The organism is Streptomyces sp. NPDC001852 (assembly GCF_042891825.1).
In the GTDB taxonomy this organism is placed as follows: Bacteria; Actinomycetota; Actinomycetes; order Streptomycetales; family Streptomycetaceae; genus Streptomyces.
In genome coordinates this window covers 1-18,620 of sequence record NZ_JBIATN010000043.1, presented here as the reverse complement: position 1 = coordinate 18,620, position 18,620 = coordinate 1, and the positions used below count along the sequence as shown (strand labels likewise).

Genomic DNA, 18,620 nt, shown 5'->3' with positions numbered 1-18,620 from the left:
CGCACCCGCACCCCGAAGGGAACCCTGCGATGTCCACTGCCGAACCGCCGGCCTGCCCGGTCGGTCCCGCCCGCCGCTCCTTCGTGCGGACCGCGCTCGGCGCCGGTGCCGCCGGAGCGGTCCTGGCCGGCGGCGGATTCGCCCTCGGTGAGAGCGGCGGCACGGCCCAGGCGCAGACCGCCGGCCCGGACGGCAAGGCGAAGGTCCCCTTCCACGGCGCCCACCAGGCCGGCATCGTCACCCCGGCACCGGCCGCCGCCACCTTCGTCTCATTGAACGTCATCGCCGACGACCGCAAGGGCCTGACCGACCTGCTGCGGACCATCACCGAGCGCGCCCGCTTCCTCACCTCCGGAGGCACCCCCGCCGACCTGGGCGTCGGTGCGCCGCCGTCCGACAACGGCATCCTCGGCCCCGAGGTCCCCTCCGACGCCCTCACCGTCACCGTCGGCGTCGGCGCCTCCCTCTTCGACGACCGCTTCGGCCTCGCCAAGGCCCGGCCCGCCCGGCTCACCCCGATGCGGACCTTCCCCAACGACAACCTGAACGCCGCCGAGTGCCATGGCGACCTGTCCCTGCAGATCTGCGCCCAGAGCACGGACACCGTGCTGCACGCCCTGCGCGACATAGCCCGGCACACCCGCGGCGCCATGCAGATCAAGTGGCGCATCGACGGCTTCCAGAACGCCCCCCGCCCCACCGGCGCCCAGCGCAACCTGCTCGGCTTCAAGGACGGCATCGCCAATCCGGACGTCACCTCCGCACGCGAGACGGACAAGCTGATCTGGGTCGGCGACGGCCAGGGCGAGCCGGCCTGGACCAAGGGCGGCAGCTACCAGGTCATCCGGATCATCCGGATGCTGGTCGAGTTCTGGGACCGTGTCTCGCTCACCGAGCAGGAGAAGATGTTCGGCCGCCGCAAGGACACCGGCGCCCCGCTCGACGGCGCCAAGGAGACCGACATCCCCCAGTACGCCAAGGACCCGCACGGCACCGCGATCCCGCTGGACGCCCACATCCGGCTCGCCAACCCGCGCAGGGCCGAGACCGACGGCTCCCGCATCCTGCGTCGCGGCTACAACTACGACCGTGGCGTGGACAGCGTCGGCAACCTCGACATGGGCCTGGTCTTCTGCTGCTACAACCAGGACGTCAAGCGCCAGTTCGAGGCCGTGCAGACCCGGCTGATCGACGAGCCCCTGGTGGACTACATCTCCCCGACGGGCGGCGGCTACTTCTTCGCCCTGCCCGGCGTCCGGGACACCGGGGACTGGCTCGGCCGGGGCATGCTCTCCGCCTGACGGCACCCGGCGAACCCCGCCACGACGGCAGGCCTTTCCCTCCTCATGGGAAAGGCCTGTCGCTGCCTTTACCGATCAGTTACTGCACATCACTTGCAAGTACGGGAGGATGGCACAAGGCTGCGCTGTGCAGCCGTACCCGCACCACCGAAGGATGACCCTCCCGATGACGGCCGCCCCTGGTTCCGCTCCGTCCCTCCCCGCCCAGGCCGACGCCAAGCGCTCGGCCTGGCAGCGTGTCCGCGGCTCCATGACGCGGCAGGAGTGGATCAGGGTCGGCGGGATGGCCGCGTTCGTGCTAGCGCTCCACATCATCGGCTGGGGCACCCTGGTCGGCATCATCGCGCCACAGCACTTCAGCGTCGGCAAGGAGTCCTTCGGCATCGGCATCGGCGTCACCGCCTACACCCTCGGCATGCGGCACGCCTTCGACGCCGACCACATCGCGGCGATCGACAACACCACCCGCAAGCTGATGGGCGAGGGACAGCGTCCGCTCTCGGTCGGCTTCTGGTTCTCCCTCGGTCACTCCAGCATCGTCTTCGGCCTCTCCCTGCTGCTCTCGCTCGGCATGAAGACCCTGGCCGGACCGGTCCGCGACGACAACTCACACCTGCACCAGGTGACCGGCCTGATCGGTACGACGGTCTCCGGCACCTTCCTCTACCTCATCGCCGGCATCAACCTCGTCATCCTGGCCGGCATCTGGAAGGTCTTCCGGCAGATGCGTTCCGGCGCCTACGACGAGGCCGCGCTGGAGACGCAGCTGAACAACCGCGGCTTCATGAACCGCCTGCTGGGCCGGGTCACCGGCTCGATCAGCAAGCCGTGGCAGATGTACCCGCTGGGCCTGCTGTTCGGCCTCGGCTTCGACACCGCGACGGAGATCGCCCTGTTGGTCCTCGCCGGCTCCGGCGCCGCCTCGGGCCTGCCCTGGTACGCGATCCTCTGCCTGCCCGTCCTCTTCGCGGCCGGCATGTCCCTGCTGGACACCATCGACGGCTCGTTCATGAACTTCGCCTACGAGTGGGCGTTCTCCAAGCCGGTCCGCAAGGTCTACTACAACCTCACCATCACCGGGCTGTCCGTCGCCGTCGCCCTCATCATCGGCACCGTCGAGCTCCTCGGCCTCATTGCCGACAAGTTCGACCTGCACGGCGCCTTCTGGGACTGGGTCTCCGGCCTCGACCTCAACACCGTCGGCTTCGTCATCGTCGGCCTGTTCTTCGCCACCTGGGCGATCGCCTTGCTCGTGTGGAAGGCGGGCCGCATCGAGGAGAAGTGGACAGAAGGCCTGGCCACGGCCGAGCAGTCCGGCTCCTGACCCTCGTCCCGGGCCGGCAGCCCAGCAGTGACCCCAGCTCCAGCCCCCCAGCAGCACGGCTCTGACGCAGCCCAGCCGGAGCCGCATCGCCCCGAAGCCACTGCACGGCGTCCCCCACCTCGTCCGGTACCGGTCGGTGAACAAGACGGCCGCCCAGTCGAGACGCGCATGATCGCACCGCTGACCCCGTCCGCACGCGGGAGGGGGTTGGCGCCGCGCCACCGGGAAACGCGGACCGGGACCGCCCGCGAGTCCCGAGGGAGGCGACGATGAGCGACCAGCAGTCCGAGCAGACCCCGATGGCGGACGACGCCTACCAGCCCACCGGAACCAACGAGGAACAGGCGGACGCCGCTCCCCTGGACCTCCAGGACGCGGTCGACGAGCGCACCTACGACGACGTCCTCGACGAGGGCTACTCCCCGCCCGAGCGCCCCCTCGCCGTCACCAAGCGGGGCACCACCGCCGCCGAGCAGCACGCCGGGGAGACCCTGGACGAACGGCTCGCCCAGGAGGTCCCGGACACTGAGGCGCCGGCCGGTGACGGGATCGGCGACCGCCCCGGCGGCGAAGGCGAGCCCCTCGGCCCCGAGGCGGGCGCCTCCCGCGCCGGCCGCCTGGTCGCCCCGGACGAGGGCGCGCACCCCGCCACCACGAAGGAGGAGGTCGCGCGGGACGTGGGCATAGACGGGGGCGCGGCGGGAGCCGAAGAGGCGGCGGTGCACGTGGTGGAGGAAGAGACCTGAACCTGGCCACGGGGTCGTCCGCGGCTCTGGGGAACCTTGCGCGGGGCCGCCGGAGCGTACGCAGCGCATCGGGGGCGGCTCGGTCGCGCGGTCCGTCGGGCACGCCGTAGGAGTTTCCGCACGCCGCGAACGTGGCTGGTTCTTGTAGGACTCTCCAAAGATCGCGTTTCGTCCGGTGGCTGCTTTCATGCCTTCCACGCCTGGCTGACTCTACTCCGTTGACTGTGTACTCCTCGTACGAGCTGCGACGACGCACAGCGGGTTGCAGCTGACGGGACACCGATCGCGGGCGGTACGGGCCTGTTGGCCGAGATCGACACCGGCCGCAGCCGGGCCACCGCTCCGCTCGGTCTTCCTGACATCCGGTCAGACATGGGGGGAAATCTTGGCTGAGACGCCGTCCGGTCGGCGCACCGCTCACCGTCGCCGCCACCCCGGCCCAGGTGAACGCCGTCCGCGACGCCACCCGGCCTGAACTTCACCCACACGCGGCGACCCCCCCCCGCACCACCCCACTCATCTCCCCGAAGGAGCGATCATGACCACGCACACCCAGGAAGCGAGCATCCAGGACTCCGAGCGCGCCTGGATGGAAAAGGCGATCATCCTGGCCACCACCAGTGTCACCAACGGCGGCGGCCCGTTCGGCGCCCTGGTCGCCAAGGACGGTGAGGTCGTCGCCACCGGCAACAACCAGGTCACCTCCACCCTGGACCCCGTCGCGCACGCCGAGGTCAGCGCGATGCGTGCCGCCTGCAAGCGGCTGAACACCTTCTCGCTCGAAGGCTGCGTCCTGATCACCTCGTGTGAGCCGTGCCCGATGTGTCTGTCCGCCGCTCTGTGGGCGCGGGTCGACCGGCTCGTCTACTCCGCCGACCGGCACGACGCCGCGGTGGCCGGCTTCGACGACCGCAAGTTCTACGAGCTGTTCGAGAAGAGGCCCCACTCGATGTGGCCCATGGCGGTCGAGCACCTCGACCTGCCCAACCGCACCCAGCCGTTCGACACGTGGCTGGCCAAGGCCGACCGCATCGCCTATTGATCCGGAGCGTCCGTGGGAGCCGCGGTGCGGGACACTTCGCCGCGGCGGGCCGGCCTGCCGGTGAACCAGGAGAGGAAGGCCGTTCGAAGCGGCGCGCGGCGCGTGACCGCCGTACGGGACACCCCGATACCGTGCCCCGGAGCGGGAGTTGCCGTTCGCGTGCGCACTTGTCGCCGGGCCGGTGTGCCGGGAGGACAATGACGGCATGGGGCAGCGACCCGGCGACGTGAGCGCCCCCGCCCGGCTGGCCGGTGCCGACGAGGGGATCGGTGCCGACGAACTCGCGCTGGCCACCCGCAACCACGGTCTGCCCCTCGAAGCGCTCCGGCACGACGTCACCCCGCCCGGGCTGCACTACGTCCTCACGCACTACGACATCCCGTACGTGCCGGACACCGGTGCCTGGCGGCTGACCGTCGACGGCCGGGTGCGCACCCCGCTCGACCTGTCCCTCACCGACCTGCTGTCCTTCCCGCAGGTCACCACCCGGGTCACGCTGGAGTGCGCGGGCAACGGCCGGGCCCTGCTCACACCCCGGCCGGTCAGCCAGCCGTGGCTGGTGGAGGCGGTCGGCACCGCCGACTGGACCGGAGTGCCGCTCGGGCTGCTGCTCGCCGAGGCCGGCGCGGACCCGGCGGCCGTGGACGTCGTCTTCACCGGCGCCGACCACGGAGTCGAACGGGGGGTCGAGCAGGACTACCAGCGCGCCCTGCCCCTGGCCGTCGCCGCCTGCGACGATCCGCGGGTGCTGGTCGCCACCGGGATGAACGGTGCGCCGCTGCCCCCGCAGCACGGCCGTCCGCTCCGGCTGATCGTGCCCGGCTGGTACGGCATGGCGCACGTGAAATGGCTGCGCTCGGTCACCGTCAGCGACGTACCGTTCACGGGCTTCCAGCACTCGGTCGCCTACCGGGTCCGGCGCGCCGCCGACGACGAGGGAGAACCGGTGACACGGATCGCGCCGCGCGCGCTGTGCGTCCCTCCGGGGTTTCCCGACTTCATGTCCCGGACACGGGTGGTGCGGCCGGGGCCGGTGGGGCTCTTCGGCCGTGCCTGGTCCGGTTGGGCGCCCGTTTCCTCGGTGGAGGTCAGCACGGATGGCGGCGCCTCCTGGGCGCCGGCCCGCCTCGACCCGGTCACGCACGGGCACCGGTGGGCCTGGCAGGCCTGGCAGCACACGTGGGTCGCGTCGCCCGGTGAGCATGCCGTGGGCGCGCGTGCGACCGACGCCGACGGTCATGCTCAGCCGCTTGACCAGCGCTGGAACCGTGGCGGCTTGGCCAACAACGCGGTGCGCTGGCAACGGGTGGTGTGTGTCGTCGACACGTCTTCGCCGTAGGCGTCAGCGCCGTCCGGCGGGCGCGGATCGTCCGTGACCGCGCGCCCCGCGCCCCTTGCGGACGGCTGCCCTGCCCCCGTTGGAACGTAGTCCCTTGCTTCCCCGGACCGCCCTACGGCAGCAGCCTCTCGATGGCTGTCGGGCCCTCCTTCTCCATCTTGCGCCGTGCCCAGTCGAGGTTCTTCGGTGTGACGTCCTTGCCCGCCGCCATCACCAGGTCCTCCGGAGTGACATCCCTGGAGGGAGCGGAGTGGAGCAGGGCGTCCGGGGTGCAGTGGTCGTCGGACGACCGGGATTCGTCGGGTGTGATCGTCGACATGATGCCTCCTCCTCGGTCCGGATGACCGCATCCGTGCCGGTGCCGCCGAACGGGGCACACTCTCACCATTCCCCGCAGCGCCTTCCCACGCCACCCGAGAGCACTCGCTCCTAAGCTGGAAAACATCTCGCACCGCTCACCGGGAGGCCGCAGATGGCCGACACCCCGTTTCCCGAGGACGGCCGGACCCGTCCCCGCTATCTGCCCATCGCCGAGCACGGACTCATCGGCGACCTGCGCAGCGTGGCCCTGGTCGGCACGAACGGCACCATCGACTGGTACTGCTGTCCGTCCTTCGATTCCCCCAGCGTGTTCGCGGCCGTCCTCGACGCCGAGCGCGGCGGCCGCTTCGAGCTGGCCGCCGCCGTACCCGCGCGCACCAAGCAGTTCTACTTCCCCGACACCAACGTACTGATCACCCGGTTCTTCACCGAGGACGGCGTCGGTGAGGTCCAGGACTTCATGCCGGTCACCTCCGACAGCGTGGCAGGCGAGGGCGAGGCGGGCCGGCACCGGCTGATCCGGCGCGTGGTCTGCGTTCGCGGCACCGTCCCGTTCCGGGTGCTGGTCGCCCCCCGGTTCGACTACGGCGCGGCCCCGCACACCCTGCGCACCACCGGCGGCACCGTCGTCTTCGAGTCCGCCGAGCGGTCCCTGGCGCTGATCTCCACGGTCGAGCTGGAGTGCGACGACCGGGATGCGCGCGCCGACTTCAAGCTCGGCGAGGGGGAGTCGGCGGTGTTCGCCCTCGACCAGGTGGGCGACGCGGTGGCCCCCCGCGGCTGCGCCCACGCCGAGGCCGAGCACGAGTTCAACGCCACGGTCGCGTACTGGCGGCGCTGGCTGCGCCAGTCCCGCTACCGGGGCCGCTGGCGCGAGATGGTGCACCGCTCCGCCCTGACCCTGAAGCTGCTGACCTACGCGCCCACCGGAGCCATCGTCGCCGCCCCCACCACCAGCCTGCCCGAGCAGGTCGGCGGCGAGCGCAACTGGGACTACCGGTACGTGTGGGTGCGGGACGCCGCCTTCGCCGTCTACGCACTGCTGCGGCTCGGCTTCGCCGGTGAGGCGGAGGCGTTCATGCGCTTCCTGACCACGCACGTTCGCCCCTGCGACATCGACGAGTCCGCGCCCCTGCAGATCATGTACGGCATCGACGGCCGCAGCGAGCTGCCCGAGCGCACGCTGCCGCACCTGGAGGGCCATCTGGGCTCCGCCCCCGTCCGGGTCGGCAACGCCGCTGCCGGCCAGCTCCAGCTGGACATCTACGGTGCCCTGATCGACTCGATCTACCTGTACGACAAATGGGCCCAGCCGATCTCCAGCCAGCAGTGGGACGACGTGTGCCATCTGGTCGAATGGGTCTGCGCCCACTGGGACCAGCCCGACGAGGGCGTGTGGGAGACCCGGGGCGGCCGCAAGAACTTCCTGTACTCGCGGCTGATGTGCTGGGTCGCGATCGAGCGGGCCATCCGCCTCGCCAACCGGCGCGGACTGCCCGCCGATCACCGGCGCTGGCGGCAGGCCCGCGACGACATCTACCGGCGGATCATGGACCGCGGCTGGTCCGAGCGGCGCGCCGCCTTCGTCCAGTACGAGGGCGGCGACGTGCTGGACGCCTCGCTGCTGATGATGCCGCTCGCCAAGTTCGTCGCCCCCACGGACCCCAAGTGGCTGTCCACCCTGGACGCCCTCACCGAGGACCTGGTCTCCGACTCCCTGGTGTACCGCTACGACCCGCAGGCCAGCCCCGACGGACTGCGCGGCGACGAGGGCACCTTCTCGATCTGCTCCTTCTGGTACGTCGAGGCGCTGGTGCGGGCCGGACGGCTCGACGAGGCCCGGCTGGCCTTCGAGAAGATGCTCACCTACGCCAACCACCTCGGCCTGTACGCCGAGGAGATCGGCCGCACCGGCGAGCAACAGGGGAACTTCCCGCAGGCGTTCACGCACCTGTCCCTGATCAGCGCCGCATTCAATCTGGACCGTGCCCTCGGCTGACCGTCGGGGCGGTGTGTCCGCAGGTCGTGCGGGTACCCGGAGGTCTCCGGAAGGAGAACGACGCAGGGTCGAAAGAAGGAGGAGACCCCGTATGACCAGCACCAGCGAGACCGGCGGCGTCACCGGCACGCGCGACAAGAACTACGACCTCATCTGGTACGTCGAGGCGTGCCTGGACAACGCCCTCCGCCTGGAGACGTACATCCACGACGCCGAACGCGACAACGACCGCGAGCTGATCGACCTGTTCCACAAGGCCCAGGCGGACAGCCGCAAGGGCGCCGAGATGGGCAAGCAGCTCCTGCGCGAGCGGCTGAGCGGCTGAGCGCCTGAGGCCGCCTCCCCGCTCAGGCGAACCGGGAACGCGGGACGGGCCCGGCGGAGCGCACGCACGCCCGGTCGCCGCGCAGCCAGGTGCCCTGCACGGCCCCTGCGAACGCGGCTGACCGAGCGTCGTCACCCGCCGGGCCCTCGCCGTCCCCGGACCCGCCGCCAAGCGGCAGGACCCAGGTCAGGGCAGTGGCTGCTCCGCCCAGATGATCTTGCCGTGGGGGGTGTAGCGGGTGCCCCAGCGCTCGGCGAGCTGCGCGACCAGGAACAGGCCCCGGCCGCCCTCGTCGGTGGTGGCCGCGTACCGCAGATGCGGCGAGGTCGTGCTGCTGTCGGACACCTCGCAGATCAGCGTGCGGTCGCGCAGCAGCCGTACCCCGATCGGACTGCGCCCGTAGCGGATGGCGTTGGTGACCAGCTCGCTCAGGATCAGCTCCGTGGTGAAGCCCAGCTCCTCCAGGTCCCAGTCGGCGAGCCGCCGGGTCACCGCGGACCGCACCTCGGACACCGCCGCCGGGTCGGACGGCACCTGCCACTCGGCGACCCGGTCGCCGCCCAGCACCCGGGTGCGGGCGACGATCAGCGCGACGTCGTCGCTGGGCCGGGCCGGCAGCCGGTCCAGCACGGCGCGGCAGGTCTCCTCCGGCGAGCCGTCCGGCGTGCCCCGCAGGGCGTCGCTCAGCAGCTCGAGACCGACGTCGATGTCCCGTTCCCGGTCCTCCACCAGCCCGTCGGTGTACAGCACCAGCCGGCTGCCCTCCGCCAGCTCCAGCTCGGCCGCCTCGAACGGCAGCCCGCCGAGACCCAGCGGCGGTCCGGCCGGCACCTCCGGGAACTCCACGCCGCCCTCCGGCGGCACCAGCGCGGGCGGCGGATGGCCGGCCCGGGCGATGCTGCACCGCCGCGACACGGGGTCGTACACCGCGTACAGACAGGTCGCGCCGGCGATCGCCGCGGAGCCGTCCGCGGCGGTCTCGTCCTGGTCGATCCGCCCCACCAGCTCGTCCAGCAGACCGAGGAGTTCGTCGGGCGGCAGGTCCAGCGCGGAGAAGTTGTGCACCGCGGTGCGCAGCCGGCCCATGGTGGCCGCCGCGTGCAGCCCGTGCCCCACCACGTCACCCACCACCAGCGCCACCCGGCCACCGGACAGCGGCAGCACGTCGAACCAGTCGCCTCCCACCCCGGCCTGCGCCGGCAGATAGCGGTAGGCGATCTCCAAAGCCCCCTGCTCCGGCAGCGAGCGCGGCAGCAGACTGCGCTGGAGCGTGACCGCCATGCTGTGTTCACGGGTGTACCGGCGGGCGTTGTCGATGGACACCGCCGCCCGCGTGACCAGCTCCTCGGCGAGCGCCAGCTCCTCGGAGTCGAACGGCTGCGGCTTCTCCGAACGCCAGAAGTTCACCACGCCCAGCACCAGGTTGCCGGCCCTGAGCGGCACGGTGATCAGCGAGTGGATGCCGTATTCCAGTACCTGGCCGGTGCGTTCCGGGTGCTGCGCGCGCCAGCCCGACGCCTCGCGCAGGACGGGCACGAGGACCGACTGCCCGGTTGTCAGGCTGCGCGCCTGCGGCGAGGTGGCCACGAACCGGATCCGCTCGCCCACCGGGTACAGCGGGCAGTCCTTGCGGACGCCGGCGCAGGCGGCGCGGCGCAGCGCGGTGCCCGGCTTGGGCTCCTCGCCGTGCAGGACGGCGTCGAACAGGTCCACGGTCGCGAAGTCCGCGAACCGGGGCACCGCCAGCCCGGCCAGTTCCTCGGCGGTACGGCCCACGTCCAGGCTGGTGCCGATGCCCACCCCGGCGTCGTACAGCATGTTCAGCCGCTCGCGCGCCACCTCCGCCCGGCCCGACAGGGCGCGCAGCTCGGTGGAGTCGCGCAGCGTGGCGACGCTGCCGGCCGGGCCGCCGCGCACAGCGGTGGGCCGCTGGTTGATCGCCAGCAGCCGGTCCTTGACCAGGTGCACCTCGTCCGTGGCCACCCGGCCCGAGGCCAGCAGCGCCGCCGTCTCGTCGTCCAGGCCCAGCTCCAGCACGCTGCGCCGCTCGGCGTCCTGCGGCAGGTCCAGCAGCCGTTGCGCCTCGTCGTTGGCGAGCAGCAGCCGGCCACCGTCGCCGACGATCAGCACACCCTCCCGGACCGCGTGCAGCACCGCGTCGTGGTGCTCGTACATCCGGGTCATCTCGTGCGGCCCGAGGCCGTGGGTCTGGCGCAGCAGCCGTCTGCTGACCAGGGCCGTGCCCGCGGTGGCCAGCGCGAGCGCCGCCGCTGCCGCCGCGAGCAGCAGGGGCAGCTGCTGGTTGGCGGCCCCGCCCACGTGCGCGGTGGTGATGCCCGAGGACACCAGGCCCACCACCTTGCCGGACCGGTCCTTCACCGGCACCACGACCTGGACCAGCGGACCTATCGTGCCGTTGACGTGCTCCACCACCGTGCCCCCGGCCACCGCCGGGCCGATGGTGCCGACGAACTTCTTGCCGATGCGGTCGGGTTTGGGGTGCGTGTAGCGGATGCCGTTGGTGTTCATCACGACGACGAAGTCCACACCGGTCGCCTTGCGCGTGGCCTCCGCCTTCGGCTGGAGGATCGCCGTCGGGTCCGGAGAACGCAGCGCGGCCGCGGTGCCCGGCGCGTGCGCGAACGACTGGGCGACGGCGATGGAACGGTTCTGGGCCTCCAGATCCGTGTCGTGCCGCACCTGGAGCACCTGCGCCACCACCGCCGAGACGACCAGCAGCAGCACGATCACCACTTGGAGGACGAACACCTGTCCGGCGACGCTGCGCCCGGTCACCACCGACCACAGGGCCCCGGGCCTGGCGCCGTTCCCGCCCGGGCCCTGCGGCCGGGGGCCCGCCGATGCGTGCGGGGACTCGGAAGGACGGGGCCGCCGAGTCGCGCTCCGGCCGGACAGTCGCACCATGTGCCCATGTCTACACTGCCGGGCCCGCTCCGGCGAGACCGTCACCCGGGTGACTGCAGCCGATCGGTACACGGCCGTGCTCTCACTGGTGGCGTACGGGGGCCGAACGGCGGACGGCGAGCAGCAGCGCGACGTCGTCGGGGCGGTTGGTGGCGTGCCGGGCGTCGGCCGTGAGCCGGTCGGCGACCCCGGTCAGCGACCGCCCGACCCGGCGCCCGGCGGCGGCCCCCGCCCTGGCGAGCGCCAGCCGCAGCGCCTCGATGCCGTCGTCGATGTCCGCGCCCGGCCGCTCCACCAGCCCGTCCGTGTACAGGGCCAGGATGGCGTCCGGCTCCAGCAGCAGTTCGGCCACCGGATAGCGGGCCTGCGGATCCACCCCCAGGACGACATCGCCCGGGATGTCCAGCAGCCGGGTCCGTCCGTCGGGGGAGCGCAGCAGCGGCGGCGGATGTCCCGCCCGGGCGATCCGGGCGCGGCCGGTGGCGGGGTCCAGCCGCAGATAGCAGCAGCTGGCGAACTGACCGGGGTCGAGGTCGATCAGCAGGTGGTTGGTGCCGCTCAGTACCTCGTCGGGCGGCCGGTCGCCCAGCGCGAACGCGCGCACGGCACTGCGCAGCTGCCCCATGGTGGCCGCGGCCTGCACCCCGTGCCCCTGCACATCGCCGATCACCAGGGCCAGCCCGTCGCCCGCCTCGACCACGTCGTACCAGTCGCCGCCCACGTCCATGCCCTGCGTCCCCGGCAGATACCTGCCCGCCGTCTCCACCTGGGGATGCACCGACAGCCGGCGGGGCAGCAGCGCCTGCTGCAGGCCGCGGGCCAGGGCCGCCTCGCTGTCGTAGCGCTGCGCCCGCTCCATGGCGTGCGCGATCAGCCCGGCGAGCGCGGTGAGCACCGTGCGCTCCTCGGTGCTGAAGCCGCGCGAGCGGTCGAAGCCGAGGATGCACGAGCCGACCGGCCGGCCGGAGGCGATCAGCGGCAGGAAGGCCCGGGCGCCCTCGTCGGCGTCCAGCGGCATGCCCGGATATGCGGCCGCCATCTGCTGCATGGACTCGAAGAACAGCGGCCGGCCCGTGGTCAGGCACTCCACGCCCGGCAGCCGGGCGTCGAGGCCGACGCCCTCGAACGGATCGAGGAACCCCTGCGGGAAGCCGCTCTCCCAGGCGAGATGGAAGTGCCGTTCCTGGAGCAGATAGATGGCGAGGCACCCGCCGCCGAACGCGGGCAGCAGTTCGCGCACCACCACCGCCGACACCTGCCGGGCGGTCACCGCGTCCGTCAGCGCGATGGCCAGGGCGATCGGCCGGTACAGCGGCGCCATCGAGCCGCCCGCCGCCACCGTGTCCTCCAGGACGTGCTCCTCGACGGCCGGCCCGACCGGTGCGTCCATGCGGCTGGCCGGTACGAGCGTGCAGGTCAGCAGGTCCTCGCCGGAATGCACCGAGACGGCGAGCCAGTCGTCCGCACCGGGTTCGCCGTCTCCCCCGGCCCGGCGGCGCACATGGAAGTGCACCGGATCCGGGGACAGCAGCGCACCGCGCAGATGGTCGTCGTACGGCGCACCGGCGAGCCACGGCATCGCCTCCCACAGGGGACGGCCGATCAGCCACTCCCGGTCCCGGCCGGCGAGCCGGGCCGCGGCCCCGTTGGCGTACACGATGAGCCCCAGCCGGTCCAGGCAGAACACGCCCTGCGGCAGCAGGTCGGCCGCGCCGTCAGCGCAGGTGGCGGGCCCGGGGGCGATCACCACGCCGCCGACCTGCGCCATGGCCCCGACCTCGGCGGCCGGCCAGACGTCCAGCAGCCGCGGCGTGCCGTCCCGCGCCCGCAGGCTCAGCGGCGCGGCGGGCGGTTTCCCGGCCGCGGCGTCGCGCAGCGCGGCCAGGACCAGGTGCGCGTCGTGCGGGGCCAGCGCGTCCGCGAGCGCCCTGTCGGTGCCTTCGAAGTCGCCGGGGGACAGCCCGAGAAGGGCGTGCAGCCGGTCGTCGGCGCGGACGGCGCGGGTCACGGGATCCCAGCCGAACCGGGCCACGGCGGCCTGCGCGGGCCGGATCGCGGGCGGCCGCACGCACAGCGGCTCACCGTCCCAGACCACCCTTCCCGGATCGCCGTCGGCGAGCCCCAGCAACTCGGCGCCCAGGCCTTCGGCGAGCCGGTCGAGCAGCTCGCGGTCCAGCAGTTCGTCCGCGGTGTCCGTCACCGCCGGGCGCAGCACCATGAGCACCCCCAGTGGCTCGCTCCCGCCCGGCACCGGCACGTGCACCGACCCGAACGGGAACGGCAGGCCGGCCGCGAACTGCGGATACCGGCGCACCGTCTCGGCGGCGTTCGCCAGCACCACGGGTACGCCGAGACGGTAGGCGTCGGCGACGGGGAAGGGGCGGTGGACATGCAGGCGCCACCAGGGCCGGAACAGCGGGCCGGGCAGCCCCGCGAGGGCCGCGAGACGCAGCAGGCCCGGGGTGCCGGAGCGCAGATACACGGCCGCCACCCGGCCGCCGGCCGCCCCGAGTGCGCCGGTCGAGGTGTCGGCCAGCAGCGCGGCCAGCCGGGCCCGCGTACGGACCGCCTGCTCGCCACCGCTCCCAGTCATCGCCCCTACCTCGTCCCGTGCGCCTCGGGTGGATGACACAGCAAGAATGCGCCAGGAGGACCGTGCGATGCACCTGGGAGGAGCGGGAAATCGGGGAGAGGTCCGGGCGCCGGGCGCGGAGGGCGGCCTTCCGTCCGGGGGATCGTCTGCCGCTGCCTTCACGTCGGTCGGCGCGGCGATCGCTCCCCGCCCGGCCCCGATGCCCCGGCCGCGGCGGCCACCGGCAGGGGGCCGGACCGTCCCAGGGCCCCTCGCCGTGGGCCCGTGCGTCCTGCCGGACCTCGTGGTGGCCGTCCGAGCCGGTTCGGCCCGGCAGGTTCGGCTCGTCACGGCGCCGGCGTACTCGGCGTCGCCGTTGCGCTCGGCCGCCGGGCGGCTGCTCGGCGGCCGAGCGCTCGGGCCTCAGCGGGGCCGGGCTGCGGGCGACGCCCGCCGTGAGGACATGGGCTTCCTCGGCCGGCGGCGCTTGCAGGGCCGGTGGTGCCGGGGCGCGGGCGACGCCCGCCGCGTGGGCGCGGGCCGGCTCAGGGGGCCGGGCGTGCCGGTGCCGCACGGTCCGGCTCAGGGTTCCCGGTGTCCACCGGACGCAGCACCAGATGATTGTCCACGCGGGCCGCCGCCATCGCGAAGGGGAAGGTGTCCGCCTCCAGGCACATCGCCGCGTCCTCGGGATGGACACCGGCCCAGCCCCGCCGCACGCCGTCGGCGAGCCGGGCGGCGCCGTCGGAGCGCCGGGCCCGTTCGAGGTAGGGGGCGGGGTCCGCGTCGGCCGCCCGGACGCGGTCCGCGATGTACTCGGCGCAGGCGAGATCCTCCTCGGCCCGCCCGCCGTCCCCGGTGACGACGAAGGTCACGGTCTCCGGCCGGGCCCGGCGCAGCACCTCGGCGGTCGCGCCGGCCACCACGAAACTCGCGCACAGCAGCAGCCCGGCGTCCGCCACGGCGAGCGCCCCGGCCGTCCCGGCGGTGGTCTTCTGCACGACCGTACGGCCCCGCACGTCCAGCGAACGCAGCATCGCGGGTGAGTTGGCCAGGTCGAACCCAGCCACCGGCTCGCCGTCCTGGAACGCGAGCCAGCCCGGGTGACGGGCCTTCAGCTCCAGGGCCTCCTGCTGCGTACCGGCGAAGACGATCCGTTCGGCACCACGCCGGAACGCCCAGGCAGCCACGGTGAACGCCCGCATGACATCGACGACCACGGCCACGTCCGGGGCCTTCGGCGTACCGGGTATACCGGTGAACTCGGTCTGCATCGCTCAATGATGAGGCCTGCTGCCGCCGGTCAGGGATCGGCCGGACCGGGCGGCAGCGGCCGGGCGGCGCGCAGGCTGCGCAGCGCGAACAGCAGGACGGCGATGTCGTCCAGGTAGACGGGATCGGGCAGCAGGTCGGTGGGGAGCAGCAGATAGGCGATCGCGCCCCAGAACACCCAGGGCGGGCCCGTCGGCAGCCCGGCCCGCCGCAGCGCGCGCCGGACACGTACCAGCCGTACCAGCAGACCGAGGGCGACGGCGAGCAGCACCGCCGCGACGACGGCGCCGATTACCAGCAGGGCAGTGGTGGAATCCATCCCTACGACGACCGGTCCGTGCCCTCGACGGCCTCCGCGCTGCCGTTCGCCGGGCCCGCCAGCGGGTCCTGCGGGGCGGGCGTCGACTGCCCCCGGCCCTTGGCCGTGAGCCTCAGCCGCTCGAACGTCCGGGTCAGCTGGTGCAGCGCACCCGGTGTCCGGGACGCGGGCCGCTGCGGCGGAAGGGCGGGCGCGGGGACGTCACGGTAGGCCGCCAGCGCCTCCAAGGCCTGCTCGGCGGCCTCCTTGTACAGGTCACGGGACTTGGTCATCGCCTCCAGCGCCTCGGCGTACCGGGCGGCCAGCCGCCGTTCCCGCTCCAGCTCCTCCCGCAGGGTCAGCAGGGTCCAGTGGTCCCTCAGGTCGGTCAGCGCCTCCTCGGCCTCCCGCGGCAGCGGCCGGGGCAGCGCGGCGAAGTGACGCAGGGCCGCGAAGAGTTCGGCGGGCTCGGAACCGTCCAGGAAGACGCTGCGGACGGTGTGCTCGCGGCTGTCGAAATCCTTCGGAGCCGGGTCCGGGGGCAGCAGCACCGCGCCGCCGCGCGGCACCTCGACGCCGAGGTCCTTCAGCGCCCAGTTGACGGCACGGAACTGGTGCGGCGCCGCCCGGTGCTCCACCACCCGGTGCCTGAGGCCCGGCGGCAGCAGCCGGGTCAGCGGCAGTTTGCCCTGCTCGTCCGGGGTCATCGCCTCGTGCACGACGACATTGAGGCACCACGCCTCGCCCGCCGCGTCCCGCAGCCTGCGCCGCATCTCCTTGTCGTCCGCGGGCAGCGCGTTGACCTGCCGCAGGCGCAGCCCGGGCACCGTGGCGTGGTGGTCCCAGGAGCCGTCCTCGCCCACCGCGCCCTCGGGCCAGAACAGCGTCGCCGGCGAGGGCCATGTCTCGTCCCACGGGCGCTCCGCCTCCGCGACGAGCCGCCACTCGTGCCCCTGGCGCCGTCCCTCCTGCGCCACGAGGGCGAGCCTGGCCCGCACGGTCACCGTGCCGGCGACCCGCCAGCGCGCCTCGAACACGCGCCGGGCCGCATCCTCGGGCACGGGGGGTTCCGCGAAGTCGTCGATGTCACCGCTCTCCTTGTGCCGGCGCAGAGTGCGACGGACGACCTCCTCGGGGGCGGGACCGGTGTGACGGCCACGGGCCGCCCACAGGGTCTGCGGGATGGTGGCGCGGTCGGTGGTGGAGTTCGACATGAGCCAATCTGCTGATGGGGGCGGGTGTGGCTCCCAGTATCACCGCTCGGCGGGGCAGCACGTCCTTCGGGGCCGTCAGGCGGCGCGTGGCGGCGGCCGCACGCCCCCGCGCACGGGACGCGCGGCGTACACCCGGGGCGCGCGGGGCACGCGTCGGGCGGCCGTCCTTCACACGTGTTCGCGTCCTCGTACGGCCACCACAATGGTCCGGCGAACGGGGCCCGCCCATCCATCCGCTTAGGGGCGGGCCCCGTTCTCGCTGCTGGGGGAGCTCGGCGACAGTGCTCGATATATATCGGCAGCCGATATATCATGGCCGCATGACAGCGAAGAGCATGACCCGGGCGGCGTTCTTCGTCCTCACGGCGCTCGCCGACCGGCCTCGGCACGGCTACGGCATCCTTCAGGAGGTGGCGGAACTGTCCGACGGCGAGGTGCAGTTGCGGGTCGGCACGCTGTACGGGGTGCTGGACCGGCTCACCGCGGACGGGCTGATCGTGCTGGACCGGGAAGAGGTCCAGCAGGGCCGGCTGCGGCGCTACTACCGGCTCACCGACGACGGCGTGGCCGCCCTGGACGCGGAGGCCGAGCGGATGGCCGCCGGTGCCGGGGCGGCCAAGCGGCGCATCGCCGAGGGCCGCCGCGCCGGCGCCCGCCCCGCGGCCCCTGCCGGGCTCGAACCCCCCACCGCACCCGGACTCGCGGGAGGCTACGCATGACCACGCTGCTGGAGGCCCGCTACCGCACCGTCCTGCGCCTGCTCCCCGCCTACTACCGGCGGGAGAGGGAGGAGGAGATGGTCGAGACGTACCTGGAGGACCTCGACCGCGACACCCAGGACCAGAGCCGGCCCACGCTCGGCGAGGTGGCGAGCATCGCCGCCCTGGCGGTCCGCAGCCGGCTCGGCGCCGCCGGGGCGCCCCGGCGCTACGTCCTGCTCGGATCGGGTGCACGGCTCTTCGCGCTGGCCGCCGTCCTGCTCCTGGCCGCCTCCGCGGTCGTCGAACCGGTGCTGCAACTGACCTGGCGGTTGACCCGGGGCGACGCGGAACGGCGGCTGTTCCTGGCGGACTTCACCGGCCACGGGCTCCCCGCCGCGACCCTGACCGTGGCCCAGTGGGTCCTGCCGCTCGGCTGGACCGTCGCCTTCTTCGCCCTCCTGCACGACCGCCGTCGCCTCGCCCGTACCGGCGCCCTGGTGGCCGCGGTGCCCACCCTGTGGCCGCTGGTCCGCTCGCTGGCGGGGGCGACGGTCATCACGGAGCCGGCGTTCGTCGCGGCGCTGGCGCTTCTCGCCTGGCTGCCCGCGCTCGCGCTGTGCGCCGCCCACCACCGCGACGCACCCCCCGCCCGGCTGCCCGTCGGCACCCCCGGTCTGGTCCTCATGGCGACGTGCGTGGTGACGGGCGCGTCCCTTGTGTTCGTGCCCACCGCCGACGACCTGGTGTGGGGGCCCGCCAACTGCTTCGTCGTCGGCGCCCTCGGATGGCTGCTGTGGAACGCCCGCCGCGCGGCGAGCGACGCGCCCGGCGGCGCCCTCGCCCTCGCCGCGCTCGGCCTGCTCTTGCTGGCCGCGCGTGTCGCCGCCGTCTACCCGTGGCTCCGGGTGCCCGGAGCCGGTCCGTACACCGGCGGCGGCCTCGCCCAGACCGCCGCGCTCGCCCTGCTCACCGTGCTCCTGGCGGTGGCCGGCCGCCGCGAACTCGCGGCGCGCTGAGTCGCTCGCGGTTCGTCCCCCGCGCGACACGCGGTGCCGACCTGAAGTGGCGGGCGGCAACGGGCCCGCGCGGAGCGGTTCTGCGCTGACGAAGAGACGCGGGCGGGGGGTTTCCGCTCATGTGGAGACCGGGGGGGTGCCTCTATGTCCTTCGTCAAGGCTGAGTGGTCATGCGGTGGCTGCTTCGGGGGTGCGTGGTTCGTAGAAGGTGCCGTCGCGGAGCAT

At 73.3% G+C, this 18,620-nt stretch carries 15 protein-coding genes; 9 read left to right on the top strand and 6 right to left on the bottom strand.

Annotated features, from left to right (window positions below):
• The first annotated feature begins 29 nt into the window (after positions 1–29).
• From efeB to ACFYZB_RS42175, 5 genes are all read left to right on the top strand, one after another.
• Positions 30–1,301 (top strand): iron uptake transporter deferrochelatase/peroxidase subunit, encoded by a 1,272-nt coding sequence (gene efeB / locus ACFYZB_RS42195; RefSeq protein WP_388767192.1) that lies wholly within the window; start codon positions 30–32, stop codon positions 1,299–1,301.
• 166 nt (positions 1,302–1,467) lie between these two features.
• A complete protein-coding gene (locus ACFYZB_RS42190) occupies positions 1,468–2,625 on the top strand; it encodes a HoxN/HupN/NixA family nickel/cobalt transporter (protein ID WP_388767191.1) in 1,158 nt (385 codons plus the stop codon).
• 269 nt (positions 2,626–2,894) lie between these two features.
• Positions 2,895–3,371, top strand: a complete 477-nt coding sequence (locus ACFYZB_RS42185; RefSeq protein WP_388767190.1) for a DUF5709 domain-containing protein — start codon at positions 2,895–2,897, stop codon at positions 3,369–3,371.
• 538 nt (positions 3,372–3,909) lie between these two features.
• The gene (locus ACFYZB_RS42180) at positions 3,910–4,413 is read left to right on the top strand and encodes a nucleoside deaminase (protein WP_388767189.1); all 504 of its coding nucleotides are present in this window, start codon (positions 3,910–3,912) and stop codon (positions 4,411–4,413) included.
• Between the two features lie 205 nt (positions 4,414–4,618).
• Positions 4,619–5,752: a molybdopterin-dependent oxidoreductase gene (locus tag ACFYZB_RS42175; RefSeq protein WP_388767188.1), complete on the top strand. Its 1,134-nt coding sequence runs from the start codon at positions 4,619–4,621 to the stop codon at positions 5,750–5,752.
• A gap of 112 nt (positions 5,753–5,864) precedes the next feature.
• Here the strand turns inward: ACFYZB_RS42175 and ACFYZB_RS42170 are convergent, their stop codons facing one another.
• Positions 5,865–6,071: a hypothetical protein gene (locus ACFYZB_RS42170; RefSeq protein WP_388767187.1), complete on the bottom strand. Its 207-nt coding sequence runs from the start codon at positions 6,069–6,071 to the stop codon at positions 5,865–5,867.
• A 153-nt stretch (positions 6,072–6,224) separates the two neighbouring features.
• Between ACFYZB_RS42170 and ACFYZB_RS42165 the strand changes: the two genes are divergently transcribed.
• Entirely contained in the window at positions 6,225–8,072 is a 1,848-nt protein-coding gene (locus tag ACFYZB_RS42165; RefSeq protein WP_388767186.1) for a glycoside hydrolase family 15 protein, read from the top strand.
• Positions 8,073–8,163: 91 nt separating this feature from the next.
• The gene (locus ACFYZB_RS42160; protein ID WP_351213481.1) at positions 8,164–8,397 is read left to right on the top strand and encodes a hypothetical protein; all 234 of its coding nucleotides are present in this window, start codon (positions 8,164–8,166) and stop codon (positions 8,395–8,397) included.
• Positions 8,398–8,583: 186 nt separating this feature from the next.
• Here the strand turns inward: ACFYZB_RS42160 and ACFYZB_RS42155 are convergent, their stop codons facing one another.
• From ACFYZB_RS42155 to ACFYZB_RS42135, 5 genes are all read right to left on the bottom strand, one after another.
• Positions 8,584–11,322 (bottom strand): SpoIIE family protein phosphatase, encoded by a 2,739-nt coding sequence (locus tag ACFYZB_RS42155; protein WP_388767185.1) that lies wholly within the window; start codon positions 11,320–11,322, stop codon positions 8,584–8,586.
• An 82-nt stretch (positions 11,323–11,404) separates the two neighbouring features.
• The gene (locus tag ACFYZB_RS42150) at positions 11,405–13,915 is read right to left on the bottom strand and encodes a SpoIIE family protein phosphatase (protein WP_388767184.1); all 2,511 of its coding nucleotides are present in this window, start codon (positions 13,913–13,915) and stop codon (positions 11,405–11,407) included.
• A gap of 524 nt (positions 13,916–14,439) precedes the next feature.
• Positions 14,440–15,168, bottom strand: a complete 729-nt coding sequence (locus tag ACFYZB_RS42145; protein ID WP_388767183.1) for a 2-phosphosulfolactate phosphatase — start codon at positions 15,166–15,168, stop codon at positions 14,440–14,442.
• Between the two features lie 29 nt (positions 15,169–15,197).
• Positions 15,198–15,485, bottom strand: a complete 288-nt coding sequence (locus ACFYZB_RS42140) for a DUF1232 domain-containing protein (RefSeq protein ID WP_388767181.1) — start codon at positions 15,483–15,485, stop codon at positions 15,198–15,200.
• A gap of 2 nt (positions 15,486–15,487) precedes the next feature.
• The gene (locus ACFYZB_RS42135; RefSeq protein WP_388767180.1) at positions 15,488–16,678 is read right to left on the bottom strand and encodes a hypothetical protein; all 1,191 of its coding nucleotides are present in this window, start codon (positions 16,676–16,678) and stop codon (positions 15,488–15,490) included.
• A 335-nt stretch (positions 16,679–17,013) separates the two neighbouring features.
• Between ACFYZB_RS42135 and ACFYZB_RS42130 the strand changes: the two genes are divergently transcribed.
• Positions 17,014–17,397 carry a PadR family transcriptional regulator gene (locus tag ACFYZB_RS42130; RefSeq protein ID WP_388767215.1) on the top strand — a complete coding sequence of 128 codons (384 nt, stop codon included), beginning with the start codon at positions 17,014–17,016 and terminating at the stop codon, positions 17,395–17,397.
• Positions 17,394–18,395, top strand: a complete 1,002-nt coding sequence (locus ACFYZB_RS42125) for a hypothetical protein (RefSeq protein WP_388767179.1) — start codon at positions 17,394–17,396, stop codon at positions 18,393–18,395. Before ACFYZB_RS42130 ends, ACFYZB_RS42125 begins: the two co-directional genes overlap by 4 nt.
• The last annotated feature ends 225 nt before the right edge of the window (positions 18,396–18,620 follow it).

Excerpts from the sequence above, each read along its gene's own strand:
- efeB (WP_388767192.1), top strand. The coding sequence starts at position 30 with ATGTCCACTGCCGAACCGCCGGCCTGCCCGGTCGGTCCCGCCCGCCGC.
- ACFYZB_RS42150 (WP_388767184.1), bottom strand. The coding sequence starts at position 13,915 with ATGACTGGGAGCGGTGGCGAGCAGGCGGTCCGTACGCGGGCCCGGCTG.
- ACFYZB_RS42140 (WP_388767181.1), bottom strand. The coding sequence starts at position 15,485 with ATGGATTCCACCACTGCCCTGCTGGTAATCGGCGCCGTCGTCGCGGCG.
- ACFYZB_RS42190 (WP_388767191.1), top strand. The coding sequence starts at position 1,468 with ATGACGGCCGCCCCTGGTTCCGCTCCGTCCCTCCCCGCCCAGGCCGAC.
- ACFYZB_RS42175 (WP_388767188.1), top strand. The coding sequence starts at position 4,619 with ATGGGGCAGCGACCCGGCGACGTGAGCGCCCCCGCCCGGCTGGCCGGT.
- ACFYZB_RS42155 (WP_388767185.1), bottom strand. The coding sequence starts at position 11,322 with ATGGTGCGACTGTCCGGCCGGAGCGCGACTCGGCGGCCCCGTCCTTCC.
- ACFYZB_RS42180 (WP_388767189.1), top strand. The coding sequence starts at position 3,910 with ATGACCACGCACACCCAGGAAGCGAGCATCCAGGACTCCGAGCGCGCC.
- ACFYZB_RS42160 (WP_351213481.1), top strand. The coding sequence starts at position 8,164 with ATGACCAGCACCAGCGAGACCGGCGGCGTCACCGGCACGCGCGACAAG.
- ACFYZB_RS42165 (WP_388767186.1), top strand. The coding sequence starts at position 6,225 with ATGGCCGACACCCCGTTTCCCGAGGACGGCCGGACCCGTCCCCGCTAT.
- ACFYZB_RS42125 (WP_388767179.1), top strand. The coding sequence starts at position 17,394 with ATGACCACGCTGCTGGAGGCCCGCTACCGCACCGTCCTGCGCCTGCTC.
- ACFYZB_RS42145 (WP_388767183.1), bottom strand. The coding sequence starts at position 15,168 with ATGCAGACCGAGTTCACCGGTATACCCGGTACGCCGAAGGCCCCGGAC.
- ACFYZB_RS42185 (WP_388767190.1), top strand. The coding sequence starts at position 2,895 with ATGAGCGACCAGCAGTCCGAGCAGACCCCGATGGCGGACGACGCCTAC.
- ACFYZB_RS42170 (WP_388767187.1), bottom strand. The coding sequence starts at position 6,071 with ATGTCGACGATCACACCCGACGAATCCCGGTCGTCCGACGACCACTGC.
- ACFYZB_RS42130 (WP_388767215.1), top strand. The coding sequence starts at position 17,014 with ATGACCCGGGCGGCGTTCTTCGTCCTCACGGCGCTCGCCGACCGGCCT.
- ACFYZB_RS42135 (WP_388767180.1), bottom strand. The coding sequence starts at position 16,678 with ATGTCGAACTCCACCACCGACCGCGCCACCATCCCGCAGACCCTGTGG.